Source organism: Sheuella amnicola (assembly GCF_010499255.1).
GTDB classification, from domain to species: Bacteria; Pseudomonadota; Gammaproteobacteria; order Burkholderiales; family Burkholderiaceae_B; genus Zwartia; species Zwartia amnicola.
Genome location: NZ_JAAGRN010000002.1, coordinates 244,894 through 264,028, shown reverse-complemented (window position 1 = coordinate 264,028; position 19,135 = coordinate 244,894). Strand labels below are relative to the sequence as shown.

At 52.1% G+C, this 19,135-nt stretch carries 15 protein-coding genes; 10 read left to right on the top strand and 5 right to left on the bottom strand.

Annotated elements, in window-relative coordinates:
* Nucleotide 1: 1 nt before the first annotated feature.
* The 3 genes from G3I67_RS03795 to G3I67_RS03785 form a co-directional block, all read right to left on the bottom strand.
* Nucleotides 2-4,756: a glutamate synthase-related protein gene (locus G3I67_RS03795; RefSeq protein WP_163651678.1), complete on the bottom strand. Its 4,755-nt coding sequence runs from the start codon at nucleotides 4,754-4,756 to the stop codon at nucleotides 2-4.
* A gap of 149 nt (nucleotides 4,757-4,905) precedes the next feature.
* Nucleotides 4,906-5,607, bottom strand: coding sequence for a hypothetical protein (locus G3I67_RS03790; RefSeq protein ID WP_163651676.1), 702 nt, complete (start codon nucleotides 5,605-5,607; stop codon nucleotides 4,906-4,908).
* 21 nt (nucleotides 5,608-5,628) lie between these two features.
* Nucleotides 5,629-6,573 (bottom strand): SdiA-regulated domain-containing protein, encoded by a 945-nt coding sequence (locus G3I67_RS03785; RefSeq protein ID WP_163651674.1) that lies wholly within the window; start codon nucleotides 6,571-6,573, stop codon nucleotides 5,629-5,631.
* A gap of 182 nt (nucleotides 6,574-6,755) precedes the next feature.
* On the opposite strand from G3I67_RS03785, the gene rpoH reads away from it, so the two are divergent.
* Both rpoH and G3I67_RS03775 read left to right on the top strand, forming a co-directional pair.
* Nucleotides 6,756-7,637: an RNA polymerase sigma factor RpoH gene (gene rpoH / locus G3I67_RS03780; protein ID WP_163651673.1), complete on the top strand. Its 882-nt coding sequence runs from the start codon at nucleotides 6,756-6,758 to the stop codon at nucleotides 7,635-7,637.
* Nucleotides 7,638-7,718: 81 nt separating this feature from the next.
* Complete coding sequence (locus G3I67_RS03775) at nucleotides 7,719-10,232, top strand: cation:proton antiporter (RefSeq protein ID WP_163651671.1); 2,514 nt, start codon at nucleotides 7,719-7,721, stop codon at nucleotides 10,230-10,232.
* Here the strand turns inward: G3I67_RS03775 and G3I67_RS03770 are convergent.
* Nucleotides 10,206-11,042: an NUDIX hydrolase gene (locus G3I67_RS03770; protein WP_203583536.1), complete on the bottom strand. Its 837-nt coding sequence runs from the start codon at nucleotides 11,040-11,042 to the stop codon at nucleotides 10,206-10,208. The two genes, G3I67_RS03775 and G3I67_RS03770, sit on opposite strands and share 27 nt — an antisense overlap.
* A gap of 212 nt (nucleotides 11,043-11,254) precedes the next feature.
* Here G3I67_RS03770 and coxB point away from each other — a divergent pair, with 212 nt between their 5' ends.
* The 4 genes from coxB to G3I67_RS03750 all read left to right on the top strand — a co-directional run bounded on the left by coxB (nucleotide 11,255) and on the right by G3I67_RS03750 (nucleotide 15,395).
* A complete protein-coding gene (gene coxB / locus G3I67_RS03765; RefSeq protein ID WP_163651654.1) occupies nucleotides 11,255-12,412 on the top strand; it encodes a cytochrome c oxidase subunit II in 1,158 nt (385 codons plus the stop codon).
* 99 nt (nucleotides 12,413-12,511) lie between these two features.
* Entirely contained in the window at nucleotides 12,512-14,113 is a 1,602-nt protein-coding gene (gene ctaD / locus G3I67_RS03760; RefSeq protein WP_163651652.1) for a cytochrome c oxidase subunit I, read from the top strand.
* Nucleotides 14,114-14,258: 145 nt separating this feature from the next.
* A complete protein-coding gene (locus tag G3I67_RS03755) occupies nucleotides 14,259-14,483 on the top strand; it encodes a DUF2970 domain-containing protein (RefSeq protein ID WP_163651650.1) in 225 nt (74 codons plus the stop codon).
* A gap of 36 nt (nucleotides 14,484-14,519) precedes the next feature.
* Nucleotides 14,520-15,395 carry a cytochrome c oxidase subunit 3 gene (locus tag G3I67_RS03750; RefSeq protein WP_163651648.1) on the top strand — a complete coding sequence of 292 codons (876 nt, stop codon included), beginning with the start codon at nucleotides 14,520-14,522 and terminating at the stop codon, nucleotides 15,393-15,395.
* Between the two features lie 79 nt (nucleotides 15,396-15,474).
* On the opposite strand, the gene G3I67_RS03745 is transcribed toward G3I67_RS03750, so the two are convergent.
* Nucleotides 15,475-15,675, bottom strand: a complete 201-nt coding sequence (locus G3I67_RS03745) for a twin transmembrane helix small protein (protein WP_163651646.1) — start codon at nucleotides 15,673-15,675, stop codon at nucleotides 15,475-15,477.
* A 35-nt stretch (nucleotides 15,676-15,710) separates the two neighbouring features.
* Here G3I67_RS03745 and G3I67_RS03740 point away from each other — a divergent pair, with 35 nt between their 5' ends.
* From G3I67_RS03740 to cyoE, 4 genes are read left to right on the top strand one after another with little or no spacing between them, the layout of a single operon-like run.
* Complete coding sequence (locus tag G3I67_RS03740) at nucleotides 15,711-16,520, top strand: SURF1 family protein (RefSeq protein WP_163651645.1); 810 nt, start codon at nucleotides 15,711-15,713, stop codon at nucleotides 16,518-16,520.
* A 33-nt stretch (nucleotides 16,521-16,553) separates the two neighbouring features.
* A complete protein-coding gene (locus tag G3I67_RS03735) occupies nucleotides 16,554-17,183 on the top strand; it encodes an SCO family protein (RefSeq protein ID WP_163651644.1) in 630 nt (209 codons plus the stop codon).
* 6 nt (nucleotides 17,184-17,189) lie between these two features.
* Nucleotides 17,190-18,212 carry a COX15/CtaA family protein gene (locus G3I67_RS03730; RefSeq protein WP_163651643.1) on the top strand — a complete coding sequence of 341 codons (1,023 nt, stop codon included), beginning with the start codon at nucleotides 17,190-17,192 and terminating at the stop codon, nucleotides 18,210-18,212.
* Between the two features lie 18 nt (nucleotides 18,213-18,230).
* Nucleotides 18,231-19,124: a heme o synthase gene (cyoE, locus tag G3I67_RS03725; RefSeq protein ID WP_163651642.1), complete on the top strand. Its 894-nt coding sequence runs from the start codon at nucleotides 18,231-18,233 to the stop codon at nucleotides 19,122-19,124.
* Nucleotides 19,125-19,135 lie beyond the last annotated feature (11 nt).

Below are 19,135 nucleotides of genomic sequence, written 5' to 3'. Positions count from 1 at the left end.
CTTAAGCAGCTTTTGACTGTGGGTTGGCAGCGCGCCACATTTCGCCCAGCGCGCGCTTGTAGTCGACAGGCATGACTTTGACGAATTTGCTTCGCGCGGAGTCCCAGTCGCTGACCAGATCGCGTGCGCGGAAACTGCCTGTGTAACGGAAATGGTTTTCGACCAGGCGACGCAGGATTGCTTCGTCAGTTTCTCGCTGGCCACCGCGAACCATGCTGTGCCAGATGTCCATTCCCTGGGTTTTTTCTTGTTCGGCCGATGACAGAACAGGTTCGATAGCAACCATTGATGTGTTGCATCTTTCGGCGAAGGTATTGTCCGGATCGAATACGTAAGCTACGCCACCCGACATTCCCGCGGCAAAGTTTCTTCCGGTTTGACCCAAAACTACAACGGTGCCGCCGGTCATGTATTCGCAACCATGATCGCCTGTCCCTTCAACAACAGCCGCAGCGCCGGAGTTGCGCACGGCAAAACGCTCGCCCGCCACTCCGTTGAAATAGGCTTCACCTGCAGTGGCTCCGTACATTACGGTGTTGCCGATGATGATGTGATCTGGACCAAAGCCACGGAAGTCGTTTGGTGAGCGAACGATGATGCGACCACCAGACAATCCCTTGCCGACATAGTCATTGCCTTCGCCAACCAGGTCGAGCGTGATGCCGCGAGCCAGGAATGCACCAAAACTTTGTCCTGCTGTGCCATTGCACTGAATGTGAATGGTGTCGTCGGGCAGACCGTGATCACCATACTTGGTTGCCACCCGACCAGATAGCATGGTGCCAATCGTACGGTTGCGGTTGCGCACAGGCGTGATGAAAGAAACTTTTTCGCCACGCTCAATAGCAGGCAGGCTGCGCTTGATCAGTTCATGATCGAGCGCAACATCCAGCCCGTGATCCTGCACTTCAGTCTGACGGCGCGGACCATCGATTGCAGGCTGATAGAACACACGAGTGAAGTCAAGCCCTTGAGCTTTCCAGTGCTCGATTCCTGCGCGGGTGTCTACAAGATCGACTCGGCCGACAAGCTCGTCGAAGGTGCGAACGCCAAGTTGCGCCATGATTTCGCGTACTTCTTCCGCAACGAAGAAGAAGTAGTTCACGACGTGTTCCGGCTTGCCCTGGAATTTTTTGCGTAGAACCGGATCTTGCGTGGCGACGCCAACCGGGCAAGTGTTGAGGTGGCATTTGCGCATCATGATGCAACCCTCGACTACTAGGGGTGCGGTAGCAAAACCAAATTCATCCGCACCTAGCAGCGCCCCGATCACAACATCACGACCCGTTTTCATCTGACCATCAGCCTGAACGCGAATTCTGCTACGCAACTGATTTAGCACCAGTGTTTGCTGCGTTTCGGCCAGACCCAGTTCCCATGGCGTGCCGGCATGTTTGATAGACGAGACTGGCGAAGCGCCGGTACCGCCATCATGGCCCGAAATCGTGACGTGATCTGCCTTGGCCTTGGCAACACCCGCCGCCACGGTGCCCACACCGACTTCGGAAACCAGTTTGACGGAGATCGATGCTTTGTCGTTCACGTTTTTCAGATCGTGAATGAGCTGGGCCAAATCTTCGATAGAGTAGATGTCGTGGTGAGGTGGTGGCGAAATCAGTCCGACACCCGGAACCGAGCAGCGCAATTTTGCGATGTATTCGGAAACTTTGTGGCCGGGTAGCTGACCGCCCTCACCAGGCTTGGCGCCTTGAGCCATCTTGATCTGAATCTGATCTGCGCTCGAAAGGTATTCGGCACTGACTCCAAACCGGCCAGAGGCAACTTGCTTGATGCGTGAACGCATCGAGTCGCCTGCTTGCAGAGGGATGTCGGCTTCGATCACGTCCGCACCAAGTTCGGATGCAAGCGTTGCTCCGGCTTGAATCCCGCTTTTACCGGTACGCAATTCATTGCGATAACGAAGCTCGTCTTCACCGCCTTCGCCCGTATTAGATTTACCACCGATTCGGTTCATTGCGACGGCCAGTACTGAATGCGCTTCTGTCGAAATCGAACCGAGCGACATGGCTCCGGTCGCAAAACGCTTCACGATTTCTTTTGCCGGTTCGACTTCATCGAGCGAAATAGCTCGGGCAGGGTCGATCTTGAATTCGAACAGGCCGCGAAGCGTCAGGTGACGCTTGCTCTGATCGTTGATCAGCTGAGCGTATTCCTTGTAGGTGCGATAGTTGTTGGCGCGCGTGGCATGCTGCAGTTTGGCGATCGAGTCCGGAGTCCACATATGATCTTCGCCGCGAACGCGGAAAGCGTATTCGCCACCGGTTTCGAGCGCATGAGCCAACACCGGATCGTTGCCGAAAGCGGCACGATGCGTGCGCAACGCTTCTTCAGCGACTTCGAAAATACCGATTCCTTCGATGGTGCTTGCAGTGCCAGAGAAATATTTATTCACCAGCGCCGAACGCAGGCCAACCGCTTCAAAGATCTGGGCGCCGCAGTAGGACATATAGGTCGAAATGCCCATTTTGGACATGACTTTGTTTAAGCCCTTGCCGATTGCCTTGATGAAGTTTTTGACCGCCTTGTCCGCCTTTTCGGGGTCCTTGCACATATCGACCAGGCTTTCGAGGGCGAGGAAGGGATGGATGGCTTCGGCACCATAACCACCCAACAATGCGAAGTGATGGACTTCTCGAGCCGAACCGGTTTCAACTACAAGACCAGTGTTGGTGCGCAGACCTTCGCGAATAAGATGCTGGTGAATCGCCGAGGTTGCGAGTAACGCCGGAATGGCCACGTTTTGGCTATCGACCGCACGATCGGAAAGAATAAGCACGTTGTAGCCGCTCCTGACGGCATCGACTGCCTTGGCGCAAAGTGCGGCTAGGCGGGCTTCGATGCCATCGGGTCCCCATGCGGCGGAATAAGTGATGTTAAGCGTCAGGCTACGGAACTTGTCCCCAGTCAATGCGGCGATGCCGCGGATGCGTTCCATTTCTTCAACGTCGAGAACAGGTTGAGTGATTTCGAGACGCAGTGGCGGGTTGACGTTGTTGATGTCCAGCAGATTTGGTTTGGGACCAATAAATGACACCAGCGACATGACGAGTTGTTCGCGGATCGGATCGATCGGAGGATTGGTGACTTGCGCAAACAGCTGACGGAAATAATTGTAGAAAGGTTTGGCGCGACTCGACAAAATCGCCAGCGGCGCATCGTTGCCCATTGAGCCAATGGCTTCTTCGCCTGTGCTTGCCATGATTTCGAGCACGAACTTGTAGTCTTCTTGCGTCCAGCCAAAAGCCTGTTGTCGATCGAGCAAGGTGGTTGCAGATTTTTCGGCGGCGCTGGCTTGCGGGACGGGCAGCGAATCGAGCTTGACGCGCAGGCGGTCGATCCACTGGCGATAAGGACGCGAGTTGGAAAGTTGTGACTTGATTTCGGCATCATCAATGATGCGACCTTGTTCGAGGTCGATCAGGAACATTTTGCCGGGCTGTAAGCGCCATTTTTTGACTATCCGGCTTTCGGGAATCGGCAAAGTGCCGGCTTCGGAAGCCATGATGACCATGTCATCATCGGTAATCAGGTAGCGGGCCGGGCGCAAACCGTTTCGGTCAAGCGTGGCGCCGATCTGGCGACCATCCGTGAATGCAACGGCTGCCGGGCCATCCCAGGGCTCCATCATCGCGGCATGATATTCATAAAACGCGCGACGGCTGGCGTCCATATGCGTATGCTGTTCCCATGCTTCGGGGATCATCATCATCATGGCGTGTGCCAACGAGTAGCCGGACATGACGAGCAATTCCAGACAATTATCGAAAGTAGCCGTGTCGGACTGGCCTTCGTAAACAATTGGATATAGCTTTTTGAGGTCATCACCCAGCACGGCCGATTGCATCATGCCTTCGCGGGCGCGCAACCAGTTGAAGTTACCCTTGACGGTATTGATCTCGCCGTTATGCGCAATCATGCGATAGGGGTGAGCCAGTGGCCAGGCAGGGAATGTATTTGTCGAGAAACGCTGGTGAACCAGCGCGACCGCGGAAACGGTGAGTGGATCGGCGAGATCCTTGTAGTACCGACCAACTTGATCAGCCAGCAGCAAGCCTTTGTAGACCACGGTGCGAACCGAAGCGGAAGGCACGAAATATTCTTTGCCGTGAGCCAGACCCATTGCCTGAATGGCGTGGCTGGCTGCCTTGCGAATCACGTAAAGCTTTCGCTCAAGCGCATCCGGTACCATCACATCCGCACCACGGCCGATGAATAGCTGGCGAATGACGGGCTCGCACGCACGTACGGCGGGCGACATGGGCATTTCAGTGTCGACCGGTACGTCGCGCCAGCCTAAAACCACCTGACCTTCGGCGCGAACTGCGCGCTCAAGCTCCTGTTCGCAAGCAAGGCGCGAAGCGATCTCTTTGGGAAGAAAGACCATGGCTACGCCATATTCGCCCGGGGCGGGTAGCTCGATATTTTGCTTTGCCATATCCTGGCGATAAAACGCATCGGGAATCTGGATGAGAATGCCCGCACCATCACCCATCAATTTGTCGGCGCCGACTGCGCCCCGATGATCCAGATTTTCAAGAATCTTCAGGCCCTGCTCTACGATTGCGTGGCTTTTTTCGCCTTTGATGTGCGCAACGAAACCAACGCCGCATGCGTCATGTTCATGCGATGGCGAGTAAAGTCCCTGCGCAACAGGTAAACCGGTGGTGGGGACGGATGGTTCGGCGACCTGCGAAGATTTTTTCGCAGGATAAAAATTTAATGGATGTGTTGACATTTCGTGCTCCGGAGGCGCCACGGCTGATAAGCGGTGCGAGGGTGAGAACGATACGCTTGAAAATGCGGCAGTGCAAGAAAATTAAAATAGGGTACGTCCCCAATTTATTCGAATTCGCCAAATCGAATTAAATTAATGGGGACAGATCATTAGTGCACTGATTCGACAAGTTTTTTGGGGCGACCGCGCAAACCGGGTCGTACGCGGCGGCTCGCAAAATCGGAAATGCTAGCAAGGAAAGAGTCGGAGCCAAGAGCCCATTGACCGCGAAGGCTAGATGAAATTTTTTGATCGTTGTTAAGAGAATTACCCTCTTGCAGGATGGCACGATAACGCGCTTGCCTGTCAAATGGGGTGTTGCCCAGCGCCCAGTAATCGACATGCTGTTCGAGCCAAAAATGATTCAAGCCGCCTAAACCAGTGTGGGCGCACGCCGATGACCACATCCAGTTTTCGGGATCTTGGGTCAGGCCCTCTCGTACAGGTAGCCATTCGAGCCAAACGAGTGCTGGTAATACCCATGACGCAGATTCGAGCAAAGTCGAATGGTAGCGACCGGAAAAGACAGATCCGGCTTTTAGACGGGACGCCAAGTTACGCCCAATAGTCTGGATGAGCTTGGAAATACCCCGGGAATCGGCAGGCGTGGCTAGCAAGGCAATGGATCCGGGAGTAATTACCCAGCCGTTGATGGCAACATGATGGGTTCTGGAAGCTTCACCAATCCATTGCAACATATCCTTGATCGTTGCGGGGGAAAGGTCGGGGCCATGGCCTTTTGCATCTTTGACCAGTTCGGCAATAACCAGCTGAGTCAGGCCTGGCGCATACAGTCGAGGTAAACGGGCCATAAAGAAGCTCCGCTAAACAATTCAAGGCTTGCGCAAACGATAGAACAGGTTAGGTTCACTGACGATATAAATGTTACCCGCTTCGTCGGTTGCGACCCCGTCGGGGTGTGGCATGGGTTTGCCCCCCTTGGGCTTGAGTGAGAGCATACCGCGACCGGTACCGCTGTCACCATCAAGCTGAACAATCATCTGAGACTCTTCGCTCAGGAGAAAGACACGACCAGTTAGCGGATCGACTTCAACGGATGAAAGATCGGTTGCAAAAGGAATTTCATCAAGCCAGTAGCTGACATTTTCGATTCTCATGCCGCGTGAATCGGGAGATTGAAGGTTATTCAGGCCACTGATTCTGTAAAGGGCGCGGGGACTGTGCTCTTTGGCAATGTACAAACGGTCTCGCTTGAGATCATAACCAAGACCGTCAAATCCGTAATTGCTATCCTCGCTTTCACCGAATTTCAGAACAAGCGAGAAAGCGCGTGTGACGTCAAGCGTTTGCGGCTCGGAGGGCACCTCGGTGATCACCAGGCGACTTCTTCGTCCGTTGACCATCGCAACTCGGTTTCCACCCATCCAGGCAATACCGTTGACCTCCGACATGCCTTTCAAGGGGTAAGTTCCAATAACTTGTCCCTCGAGAGAGAGCGAAATGAGCGTTGCGGGTTTGTTGGCTACAGCCCAGAGGCGTTTTTGTAATGGATCGTACGTAAGCCCAACCAGACTGCCTTGAATGCCATCGATTGTGGTTGGGCTATCAGGGGTTGCGTATCCCGTTAATGTATTGCCCCCGGCGGCCGAAATTTTGTTCTCCCACTGAGCCTGTTTGGCGGCCAGGCCTGATATCCAGCGGTAAGCGACCTGCTCGGCATGGTAGTAGCGCACGCCGATGTAAACAGCCCAGCCCACAATGATGATGAGGACACAGGCAAGCAGAATTTTCGAGAGAAACTTAACTAAATCGGACATACCCGGATCCAGGGTGACACATAAAAACGGCAAAATGCCGTTTGCGCCGAGCCCCTTGAGATTAACACCGTCAGAAGAAATGCGGAACTTATCTGCGAAAAACGCGTCTGATTAGCACTCGACACACAAGAGTGCTAAGATTAAAACATGTCGTAGCACCTGAGTTCAGGAGCAACAATATCATGACAAGCGTAACTACTTTGACATTGCCACAGAATCAACTCGCAATGGCCATTTCGAACCCAGGTGCTCTGGGAACGATCGACGCCTATATATCTACGGTCAACCATTTGCCCGTGCTGACCGCTGAGCAGGAAACCGCTCTCGCCCGCCGTCTGCGCGACGAGGCGGATATCAGCGCAGCCAGAGAGCTGGTGTTGTCTCATTTACGCCTCGTTGTTTCAGTCGCAAGGCAGTATCTGGGATATGGATTGCCCCACGCCGATCTGATACAGGAAGGAAACGTCGGATTGATGAAAGCCGTCAAGCGCTACGATCCGGAGCGAGGTGTGCGCCTGGTTTCATTCGCGGTGCATTGGATCAAGGCTGAAATCCATGAGTACATTGTGCGCAATTGGAGAATGGTTAAGGTTGCGACCACAAAGGCTCAACGTAAGTTATTCTTTAACTTGCGCAGCATGCGGCCGGACGGACATACACTTGACCCAGTCCAAGTGGATGAGATTGCAAGTAAATTAAGCGTTCGATCCGAAGATGTCCGCGAAATGGAAGTTCGGATGTCGGGTCGCGAGATGTCGCTTGAAAATCAGGATGACGATGAGGACGCTTATGCTCCTATAGCGTATTTGTCTGATGAAGGGCGCTCGGATCCGATGCAGGTGCTTGAGCGTCAGGCGGTAGATCGGATGCAGGGTGAGGGCCTGGTGCAAGCCCTGGATAAACTCGATGCGCGTTCGCGCAAGATCGTTGAGGCACGATGGTTGCAAGACGAAGGTGGTGCGACTTTACATGAATTGGCAGATGAATTCGGTGTATCCGCAGAGCGGATTCGTCAAATTGAGGTTGCTGCCATGAAGAAAATGCGTGAGGCTTTGACTGTGTAAGTCCGTTTTAAGAAACGGTATGTTTCACACCAATCAAAGGCGCCTTGCGAGGCGCCTTTGATTTTGTTTGAAGGCACGAAGATGGATATAAGTTCAGTTGTGTTCGGCTTGGCAGGCTTGTTGGCGCTGATCTGTTTCATGCCGCCATTGGCCGGACACATGAAAATCCCGTATTCTGTTTTCCTTGCCTTGAGCGGGTCTTTGCTCGCGTACTTGTCCTACAACTGGACACCTCCCGTGATCGGAGATTTTCTGGATATTGTCACTACGTTTGACATGTCATCCGAAACCTTCCTGATCGTATTCTTGCCTGTACTTTTGTTCGAAACATCACTTTCGATGAACGTTCGGCGACTGATGGACGATATCGGTCCCATTTTGATGATGGCGATTGTTGCCGTGATCGTGAGTACATTGCTTGTTGGTGTTGTGTTGACGAGCGTTTCCGGAATGGGCCTCGTTGCATGTTTGTTGCTTGGAGCGATTGTGGCCACAACGGATCCTGCTGCAGTGGTCAGTATTTTCAGGGAAGTCGGGGCACCGAAACGGTTGACGACTCTGGTCGAAGGGGAAAGTCTGTTGAACGATGCGGCTGCAATCGCACTGTATTCCGTTCTGCTTGGTGTGTTGACGAAGGACAGGAACTGGGAAGTATTTATTGTCGTAAAGGATTTCCTCTTCCTGTTTTTGGGAGGAGGGCTAGCCGGGTTCATGATCGGCCGATTTACGTGCGTTGCCTTCAAGTGGCTGCGAGGCTGGCCGGCAGCCGAGGTTTCGCTCACTGTTGCCGTTGCATATCTTTCTTATTTCATTTCAGAACATTATTTGCATGTGTCGGGCGTTGTGGCAACGGTTGTTGCCGGCCTAGTGGTTGGATCGACGGGGCGCACACGTATATCTCCGGCGGCTTTCGAAACGCTTTCGCATTCATGGCATCAATTTGGGTTCTGGGCAAACTCACTGGTTTTTTTGTTGGCGGCCATGTTGATTCCCAAGATGATGGCGAACATAACCTGGATGCATGCTTTGTACATCCTGCTGGTTTTCGTGACGACACTTTTGGCGCGTGCGATTGTCGTATATGGGCTGGTTCCCTTGTTGACTAAGCTGGGAGTCGGGGCAAGGGTTGGAAGGCGTTTCCAGGCAGTGATTTGGTGGGGTGGGCTTCGTGGTGCAGTGTCTTTTGCACTGGCCTTAGCGGTGACCGAGAGGGTCGGATTGCCTCAGGAAGTGCGCGAATTTATCGCTGTGACGGTGACGGGTTTTATTTTGGCGACGCTGTTTATTAATGGCATGACCTTGCAGCCATTGATACGGCTGTTGGGTTTGAATCAATTGACACGTAAACAACGCGCCTTGCGTGATCAGGCTGTCGTGGTGGCGGCCACTCTGAATCAGCATGAGACAGATGATATCGCTAAGTCGGAGTTGCTTCCGGATGATGTGCGTGAGCGCGTGCGTTCAGTGTTCGATGGATTATTGATTGCGCCAAGCGATGCGGAAGTTGAACAGTTCTCGGTTCAGGATAGGATTGATCTTGGGTTATCGATTCTTGCTCGCCGCGAATTTGAAATTTATTTCGAGATTCTGAAGCATCAGATCATCGATCGATCTATGGCCGAAATTTTGATTGGTAAGGCTGAACGGCATGAGGATGCAGTCCGGGTAGGAGGACTGGATGGATTTAATAAAGTTGCTAAACGGGCGCTGCGCTATCCGCGCAGGTTTCGCCAGGCGTTGCGGATTTATGAGGTTTTCGGTATCCAGCGCTGGTTGGCTTACGAACTGAGTCAGCGGTTCGTCTCGCTGATGAGTATGCGATCCGTTTCTAGACAGTTGCTGACGTTTGCCGATCAAAAATTGCGCGACATTATTGGGGATGAGGCAACAGAGCAAGTTAGGCAGGCACATCAGAATCGCCTCGATTTGATCGAGCAGGGTCTGCAGGCACTCGAATTGCAGTATCCAAAGTATTCAACTTGGCTACAGGAGTGTTATCTGGGGCGTATTGCTCGTCGGATTGAACGCGAGCGTTACGATGAAATGCTGGAACAGTCTTTGATTAGCGGCGAAGTTTATGAAGACTTGTCCACGCGCGTCGGGCAGCGCTGGAGCTTCATCGATAAGGATCCATTGCTTGATATGGAGATGGAGCCCGAAGAGCTCGTAGCCAGAGTTCCATTGTTAAATGGGCTATCTCCGGAAGTGCAGCGCTCGGTTGCCCGCATGATGAAACCTCGTCTCTTTTTGCCGGATCAACTGGTTTGGTCGGCCAATAATATGCCGTCATACGCTCTATATGTTGTTGCTTCCGGCGCGGTTAGGGTTCGATTGCCGGACTCCACCCACATCGAATTGGGTTCAGGGGAGTTTTTCGGCGAGTTGTATATGTTGAAAAAGGAACTTTTGCGAGGATTCGAGGTTCGATCCTTGGGGTATAGCAAGTTGCTTTGTTTGCCGGTCAACGAGTTTGAAAACTTGATGGCGCGGGATGCATCTTTGCGCCAAAGTATCGAATTGGTTGCGAAACAACGCTTGCGCGCGCTCGAGGTTTGGCAGGGACAACAATCAGGCGCAGGCGGTTCTGCGCAATAAATCTTCGACGAAAACGATGGATGCTTCTATGGTGACGGTGTCAGCGAGAATCATTTCCAGAATTTGATCTGGCGCCAGGCAGCGGATTTCCATGACCTCGCCATCGCGGTTTATCGGTGTCACGGCATCGGGCAACACACACTCGCAGGTCAGTACCTGTTCGTTTTGGTAGCCTTCAGGAATTTTGCGGCGCATCCGATGAATTGTGCGCAAGGGTGTACGACTTTTGATGTGACCGGCATCCAGACCGGCTTCTTCTTCGGTTTCACGAATCAAAGCCAGGTCGTCAGGCTCCAGGCTGCCTACCAGACCACCAACTAATGTGTCCCATAGCCCCGGATCGGTTTTTTTTGTCATTGATCTTCTGGCGATCCAGATATTGCCTTGACTTGACCGGGCATTCAGGTGAACGGCTCGCGTAACGATACCGAGGGGGCGCATCACGCCTCGCTCTATGACTCCTAAGTGTTCATCTTTGGACTCCGGGTCAGCCCAGATATCCAGCAATTCATCTCGCCAACCCGGAGCGCATCCGGCAGAACGTAGTGTTTTTGCCACATTTTCGAGCAAACCGTTTAATTCCGGGCCTGGATGCATGTTGCTTCCAATATCGACAGCATCCTGGGTTATTTTGACGCCGTAAAGTCCGCTCAATGCCTTTATCGCATCGGGAAACACCGTCCCACAACGCTTTGCGGCGATTGACAGGGGAAGCGAGCCGGCATGCGGTGGTTCATCAGCCCGGCTTTTGAGGCTATTGAGCAACAATCGGAGTCGATTCTGGTCGGTGGACAGGAGCGCAGCGGGCATATGGAGCGAGGCTCAAAATGGAATGAATGGATTGTAGAGCAGCAGTTCGTACGTAGCTCCGCTATAATCCCCCACGTTTCTTAATGATTTGCGCTAAATCAACCCATGTTTTGTCTGGGTCATTGACATTAGCCGTCCGATAATTTTCTTTTGCAAGCGGTGCTTTTTTCCAACGGATTCAAGCGCTAATTGCAACGTGTTTCGAGGTCAGCATGAAGAAGTTGAGAGGGTTACTGAGTGCCTGTGCCATGCTTTTTAGCGGCATTGTGGGTGCACAAGTAGTGGATATGCCGGGAGGTCCGCGCGTCAATCAGCTCAATTTGACTGAGGGTGTCAACCAGATCGCTCGCGACGTGGTTTGGCTCCATTGGTTGATGCTGATCATCTGTCTGGTGATTTTCATCGCTGTTTTCGGCGTGATGTTCTACTCGATCTGGGCGCATCGCAAGTCGCGTGGCGCCAAGCCTGCAACATTTCATGAAAGCGTTAGCGTTGAAATCGCTTGGACCGTGATTCCTTTCCTGATCGTGATCGCGATGGCATTGCCTGCAACGCGCGCCGTGGTTGCCATGAAGGATACGAGTGGTGCGGACATGACGGTTAAAGTGACCGGCTATCAATGGAAGTGGGGCTACGAATATGTAGACGGTCCCGCTGCGGGCGTGAAATTCTTGTCCAATCTGTCTACACCCGCCGCGCAAATCGAGAACCGTGAGCCCAAGGGTCCTTTTTATCTGATGGAAGTCGATAAGCCGCTGGTTGTTCCGGTAGGCAAAAAGATTCGTGTCGCAGTGACTGCCGGTGACGTTATCCACTCCTGGATGGTGCCCGACCTGGCTGTGAAGCAAGACGCGATTCCCGGTTTCATTCGTAATTCCTGGTTCCGTGCCGATAAAGTTGGTGAATATCGTGGTCAGTGCGCCGAGCTTTGCGGAAAGGATCATGCTTTCATGCCGATCGTTGTCAAGGTTGTCTCCGAACAGGATTGGGCAAAATGGTCAGAAGAGCAGAAAAAACTGGCCGATGCAGCTAACGACGATCCAAACAAGGAATGGCCTGCAGCTGAATTGATTGCTCGCGGCGAAAAGGTTTACGCGGCGAATTGCGTGGCCTGCCACCAGGGTAGTGGTAAGGGTATCGTTGGTTCGTTCCCTGCGCTTGACGGCAGTGCGATTGTCATGGGTCCCAAGGCGGCACAAATTGACATCATGCTCAAGGGCAAGCCCGGAACCGCAATGGCCTCTTTCGCCGGACAGTTGAATGATGTGGAACTTGCCGCCGTGATCAATTACACGCGCGCATCCTGGGGTAATCAGGGTAAAGGCAAGGATCCGGTCGTCACGCCGGCTGAAGTTAAGGCCGCACGATAAATTTGATTTGTCTTCAGTCTATCAACGACACTTTCGAAAAGATACGCTGACTGTCCCGCCAAACGCGGGATTGCAGCCAAAGCAGGATAGGAGTTCAACATGAGTAGCGTCACAGCAGATCACAGCCACGGCCACGACCACGACCATGATGATCATGGTCATCAGCTACACGGTTGGCGCCGGTGGTTATTCGCAACCAATCACAAAGATATCGGTACGATGTACATGATATTTTCGTTTGTCATGCTGCTCGTTGGCGGCGTGTTGGCATTGCTGTTGCGTACCGAGCTGTTCCAGCCGGGCTTGCAGTTTTTCCGGCCCGAACTGTTTAACCAGTTTACGACCATGCATGGTCTTATCATGGTTTTCGGTGCGATCATGCCCGCCTTTGTCGGATTTGCTAACTGGATGATTCCGTTGCAAATCGGCGCATCGGATATGGCTTTCGCTCGTATGAACAACTTCAGTTTCTGGTTGTTGCCCGTTGCAGGTATTTTGCTTAGTGCCTCGTTCTTTGTTCCCGGTGGCGCAACCGCAGCCGGCTGGACACTTTACGCCCCGCTTACGCTGCAAATGGGTCCCGGCATGGATCTGGCTATTTTTGCTGTCCACATCATGGGTGCTTCTTCGATCATGGGCGCGATCAATATCGTGGTCACAATCCTGAATATGCGCGCTCCGGGCATGACTCTGATGAAAATGCCCTTGTTCTGCTGGACCTGGTTGATTACCGCTTATCTGCTTATTGCAGTCATGCCCGTTTTGGCTGCAGCTATCACCATGGTGTTGACCGACCGTCATTTCGGTACCGGCTTTTTTAACGCAGCCGCAGGTGGTGATCCAGTCCTTTATCAGCACATTTTCTGGTTCTTCGGTCACCCCGAGGTATACATCATGATTCTGCCGGCGTTTGGCATTGTTTCAGCCATCGTTCCGGCTTTCGCCCGTAAAAGACTGTTCGGCTACGCTTCGATGGTCTATGCGACTGCTTCGATTGCGATCTTGTCGTTTATCGTGTGGGCGCACCACATGTTCGCAACCGGAATGCCTGTAACCGGTCAGCTTTACTTCATGTATGCAACGATGCTGATTTCGATCCCTACGGGTGTCAAGGTGTTTAACTGGGTTGCAACGATGTGGCGCGGCTCGATGACTTTCGAAACCCCCATGCTGTTCGCTGTCGGCTTTATTTTCGTATTCACGATTGGCGGCTTTACGGGCCTCATCCTTTCGATGGCTCCGATCGACATCCAGGTTCACGATACATACTACGTTGTTGCTCACTTCCACTATGTGCTTGTGGCAGGTTCGTTGTTTGCCTTATTCGCCGGCACCTACTACTGGCTTCCCAAGTGGACTGGGCGTATGTACAGCGAAACACTCGGCAAATGGCACTTCTGGCTGAGCATTATTTCGTTTAACGTGACTTTCTTCCCGATGCACTTTTTGGGTCTGGCCGGTATGCCACGTCGTTACGTTGACTATGCAGCTCAATTTACCGACTATCATCAGATTGCAACGATTGGTGCTTTTGTTTTCGGTTTCTCCCAGTTGATTTTCCTGGCGGCGGTGTTGCGTTGTTATGCAGGCAAGGGTCAGCCGGCTGCTGCCAAGCCTTGGGAAGGAGCAGAAGGTTTGGAGTGGACTGTGCCTTCACCGGCTCCATTCCACACGTTTGTCACACCTCCAGAGGTAAAGTAATCAAATGGCCCCTACTCCTGAACAGAAGCGTAAGAATAATCGCGTAGGTTTGGTATTTCTGGTGATTGTTCTTGCGTTGTTCGGGTGGACCATTGCAAAGCAGTTTATTGGACGTTGAGTTCCGATCATTTGATTAGATGTGAAAATGAGTCAGGATCTTAAAGAGTTGAGTCAGCGAAAGCTGAATTTCTTTCAGACACTCAAGGCGATTGCGTGGGCCATGTTCGGCGTGCGTAAAGGTTCTGGGTATCAGGAGGATATGTCCAAACTTAATCCGGTACATCTGGTGATTGCCGGCTTATTGTTTGGTGTAATTTTTGTGGTCGGGCTTGTCATGATCGTCCGCGCGGTGATCTCAAGTTTCGGCTAAGACCGGTAATTAACTATCTGCAGCATGGAGAATGACATGAGTGCATCCCACTCTATCCAAGGCAAAGAGGCTCCGTACTATTACGTGCCCAATGATTCCGCCCACCCGGTTCGCGCCAGTTTTGCGCTCCTGGTAGTGATGCTTGGCGCATCAGCCTGGGTGAACGGTATTGATCCTGCCAAGTGGGCGGTCTATGCCGGTCTGGTCGGTCTGATTGTTGTGTTGTACCACTGGTTCGGTGATGCGATTCATGAAGAAGAGACGGGCTTGAACAGCAAGCGCATCGATGTCTCTTATCGCTGGAGCATGAGTTGGTTCATCTTCTCCGAAGTGATGTTTTTTGCAGCCTTTTTCGGTGCGCTTTGGTATACGCGTTCTGTGACCACACCTTGGCTTGGCGATCTTGATCACAAGCAACTGCTATGGCCAACGTTTGTTGCCGTCTGGCCCAATACCGGTCCTGCCGGCGTTGTTGAAGTTTTTCAAACGATGGGACCGTTCTGGCTACCGACGATCAATACGGCGTTGCTGTTGACCTCTGGCGTAACACTGACGATCTCGCACCACGCTTTGCGTGAAGATCACCGCGGTAAAGCAAAGTTCTGGTTGTTTGCCACGATACTTCTGGGTTTCATCTTCGTCGCTTGTCAGGGATATGAGTATTACCATGCTTATCATGCACTGAACCTCAAGTTCAGCTCAGGAGCATATGGTTCGCTATTCTTCTTGCTCACCGGCTTTCACGGTTTTCACGTGTTGCTGGGTGCAACCATGCTGGCCGTTATCTTGGTCCGTCTAATGAAAGGCCACTTTACCGCCGATAACCACTTTGGTTTTGAAGGTGCCGCTTGGTACTGGCACTTTGTGGACGTTGTCTGGCTCGGACTGTACCTTTTCGTTTATTGGTTCTAATGCCGGACGGTCTTGCACCGTAGAAAAAAAGGCCGGCTTCAAATGCCGGCCTTTTCTTTTAATTGGCAACAAACATCAATCATTTAAAACCGGTTGTTTCGATCCATCCCATCCAATGGGCAAAGAGCAGAAACAAAAACAGCACGACCGATAAACCGATCCTGACTGTTAAGGCATTGACGGTTTTATTGCTGGCGCCCTTGTCGCGCATGAGATAAAACAGCGCCGACGCCAGACTACCTAAGATAATGATGAAAGCCAGTCCTACAATGATACGCATCGGGCCCTCCGCCTAAAAAAGGAATTATCTCAGACATGGCTAAATCGCACACGCAGATGCTCAATGTAGTTGCGATGATTTTGCTTGCCGTTTTGACAGCGGGCTTTATATCGCTGGGAAACTGGCAGTTATCCAGAGCAGATGAAAGACGTGTGATTGCCGAAGCAATCGAACGAGGAAGAAGTCGGGAGGCGGTCAACTTAGATGCCACTACTGATGACAAGGATTTATTGCCATGGCGTCCTGCGAAAGCTGAAGGCATTTGGTTAAACAAGTACAGTCTGTTATTGGATAACCGTAATCTTGAGGGTAAGCCCGGCTTATGGCTGGCAACCCCGCTTAAACTCGAGGATGGTCGGGCGCTGCTCGTACTGCGAGGCTGGTTGGCAAGACCGCTTTCAACCTTGCCCGGCAATATGCAAACCCCGATGAAGAATTTTCAAGCACCTCCCGGGATGCAAAAAGTAAGTGGTGAGATATCTTTGAGGGTGCCGAGACTTTATGAGCTGTGGAGTCCCATTGCGCGACCGGAAAAGGGTTTGCCGGATAATTGGCCGATAGGCGGTGAAGAGAAATCGCCCGCCACGACCGAAACGTTGCTCAGAGTGCAAAACCTGGATGTGAACGAATTAAGTCATAGAACCGGATTAAGGTTCCTTCCGGTAGTTTTAATGCAACTAGATGAGGTCGATGATGGTCTGACTCGAGTATGGCCCGGCCCTTCTGTCGACTCGGACAAGAACATCGGTTACGCAATACAGTGGTTTGGTTTTGCTGCGATAGCAGGGTTGGTCCTTCTGGGATTAATCTATAAGACTTTGCGTAAGCTAAAAACCGCAAAATAATTTTTCTTAGAAGTTTGAATAGTGATAATTGCCATGAATCAGAACCCCAAGATGACCAACAAACCAAGATCCAGAACTCCTCTGGTGTTGATCTTTCTGATGAGTCTGGCGCCTGTTATCGGAGCGGTATTGATGTATTTCAATCCCGATTGGCGACCGGACGGAAGTGCGGCCTATGGACAGTTTATCGAGCCGCAGCGCCCGATGCCGTCTGCCAACGATCTCAAATTAACGACCCTGGATGGACAACCATTCGACCTGAATACTTTGAAAGGCAAATGGCTGCTTGCAACCGCGGATGGAGGGGCTTGCCCGGATTCATGCGCGAGAAAATTGTTCATTTTGCGTAATTCGCATGCAAGTCAGGGTAAGAATGTAGAGCGATTGATGCGGATCTGGTTTATTACCGATGATGCACAAATCCCCGAAAAAGTGCTTGATGCCTATAAAGGTACGGTTATGGTTCGGGTGAATCCGGATCAGCTACGCAAGTTTTTAACGACACATGCCGGACCTGATGTGTCGGCAGGGCAAGCGTTGGCAGACCCAATGTGGATTATCGATCCGCTTGGCAATTTGATCATGGATTATCCAGCGAATGCCATTCCGGAAAAAGTGCGAAAAGATATCAGCAAGCTGGTTTACAACTCCAGAGTCGGGTAAATGGCCATGGATGACAAGGTGCGTGCGCGCTATCGCAAGATTCTGTTCTTGACCTGGTTTTTGACGCTTGATCTGATCATGTTCGGCGCTTTTGTGCGCCTGACGGATTCGGGGCTGGGATGCCCCGATTGGCCGGGATGCTACGGGAATATTACGCCAGTAGGTGCTCTACAAGATATCAGAGAAGCCGTCAAAGTGATGCCTGATGGGCCTGTCACTTTGCCTAAGGCATGGATTGAGATGATTCACCGATATGTCGGAGCATTGCTTGGCTTGCTCATTATCTGCATCAGTTGGATGGCATGGCGATATCGTGAGAAATTTGGCCAGTCCCCGGTGTTGGCCTTTGTTGCCCTGATTGCAGTCTGTGTGCAAGGTGCGTTTGGCGCCTGGACCGTGACACATAAATTGATGCCTGCAGTCGTGACAGGCCATTTGCTTGGCGGGATGTTGCTGTTGGGCCTGATGACGTGGCTAGCCGCACGAGAGAAGGTTCATCAACAGGTGCAGCTCGTGTCTAAACGCTGGCAGCCATGGGTGGCGTTCGGGCTCGTTTTGTTATTTATACAGATTGCCCTTGGTGGTTGGGTGAGTACCAATTATGCGGCATTGGCTTGCATGGATTTTCCGACGTGCCACGGACAATGGCTGCCCGAAATGGACATGAAGAACGGATTTTCAATCGTACGGGGTCTTGGCGAGCTTCCGGGTGGTGAAATGATTTCACAGTCAGCCCTGACGGCGATACATTGGGTGCATCGTAATTTCGCGTTTCTTGTATTCGCATATCTTGTAACCCTTGGTGTGCGATTGCGTTCACAGAGTGGATTGCAGGGGCCATCCAATTTGTTGCTTATTTTGCTTGGTGCGCAATTGTTGACCGGGCTGACGACAATCTTTTTCCAGTGGCCACTAGTGATTGCTGTTTTGCACAACGGGGGAGCTGCCGGATTGGTGTTGACGCTGGTCACACTTCTGGTCAGGATTGGTCGAGCATCCCTGCCCGGCTTGTCGGTACAATCACGTTAGATTTTCAAGATTAAAGCCATGTCCAGTATTGCATCCACCACTCCCGGTTTGTTTCGTCAGTATCTCGTTCTGACAAAGCCCCGCGTCACCCAGCTCGCGGTGTTTTGCGCGGTGATCGGCATGTTTTTGGCTACCCCCGGCATGCCGGACATACAAAAAGTGGTGGCCGGTACGATAGGGATCTGGTTGCTTGCAGCCGCCGCATTTGCGATGAATTGTCTGATCGAACAGCAGATCGATGCCCGGATGTTGCGTACTGCCAGGCGTGCAACAGCGCAAGGCACGATTTCAACAGCGCAAGTGATGATTCTTTCCGGTTTGCTGGGTGGATTGGGCATGGTTATTCTCTATCGATGGGTGAACGCCCTGACGATGTGGCTGACCTTTGCGACTTTTGTCGGATATGCCGTGATTTACACCATGATTCTTAAGCCGCGCACTCCGCAAAACATTGTGATCGGTGGACTTTCGGGTGCGATGCCTCCGGCGCTTGGCTGGGCTGCGATCGCCGATTCCGTTCCCGCCGAGGCGTGGCTTTTGGTGTTAATTATTTTTATCTGGACTCCGCCTCATTTCTGGGCGCTTGCGCTTTACCGTAGCCATGATTATGCGCGAGCTGGCTTACCCATGTTGCCGGTCACACATGGCCAACAGTTCACCCGGTTGCATATCCTGCTTTACAGCGTTGCTTTGCTTGCCACCACGATTTTTCCTTATATCGTTCAGATGAGTGGTTGGCTATATTTGCTGGCTGCACTGCTGCTTGGACTTATGTTTGTTTACTACGCTTGGCGACTGTACAGGGATTACAGCGACGAGCTGGCACGCAAATTATTCCGCTTTTCCATTCTTTATCTCTCGCTTCTGTTTCTGGCCTTGTTGCTGGATCATTGGCTTATTGTTGGTCGCTGATCGATACAAGG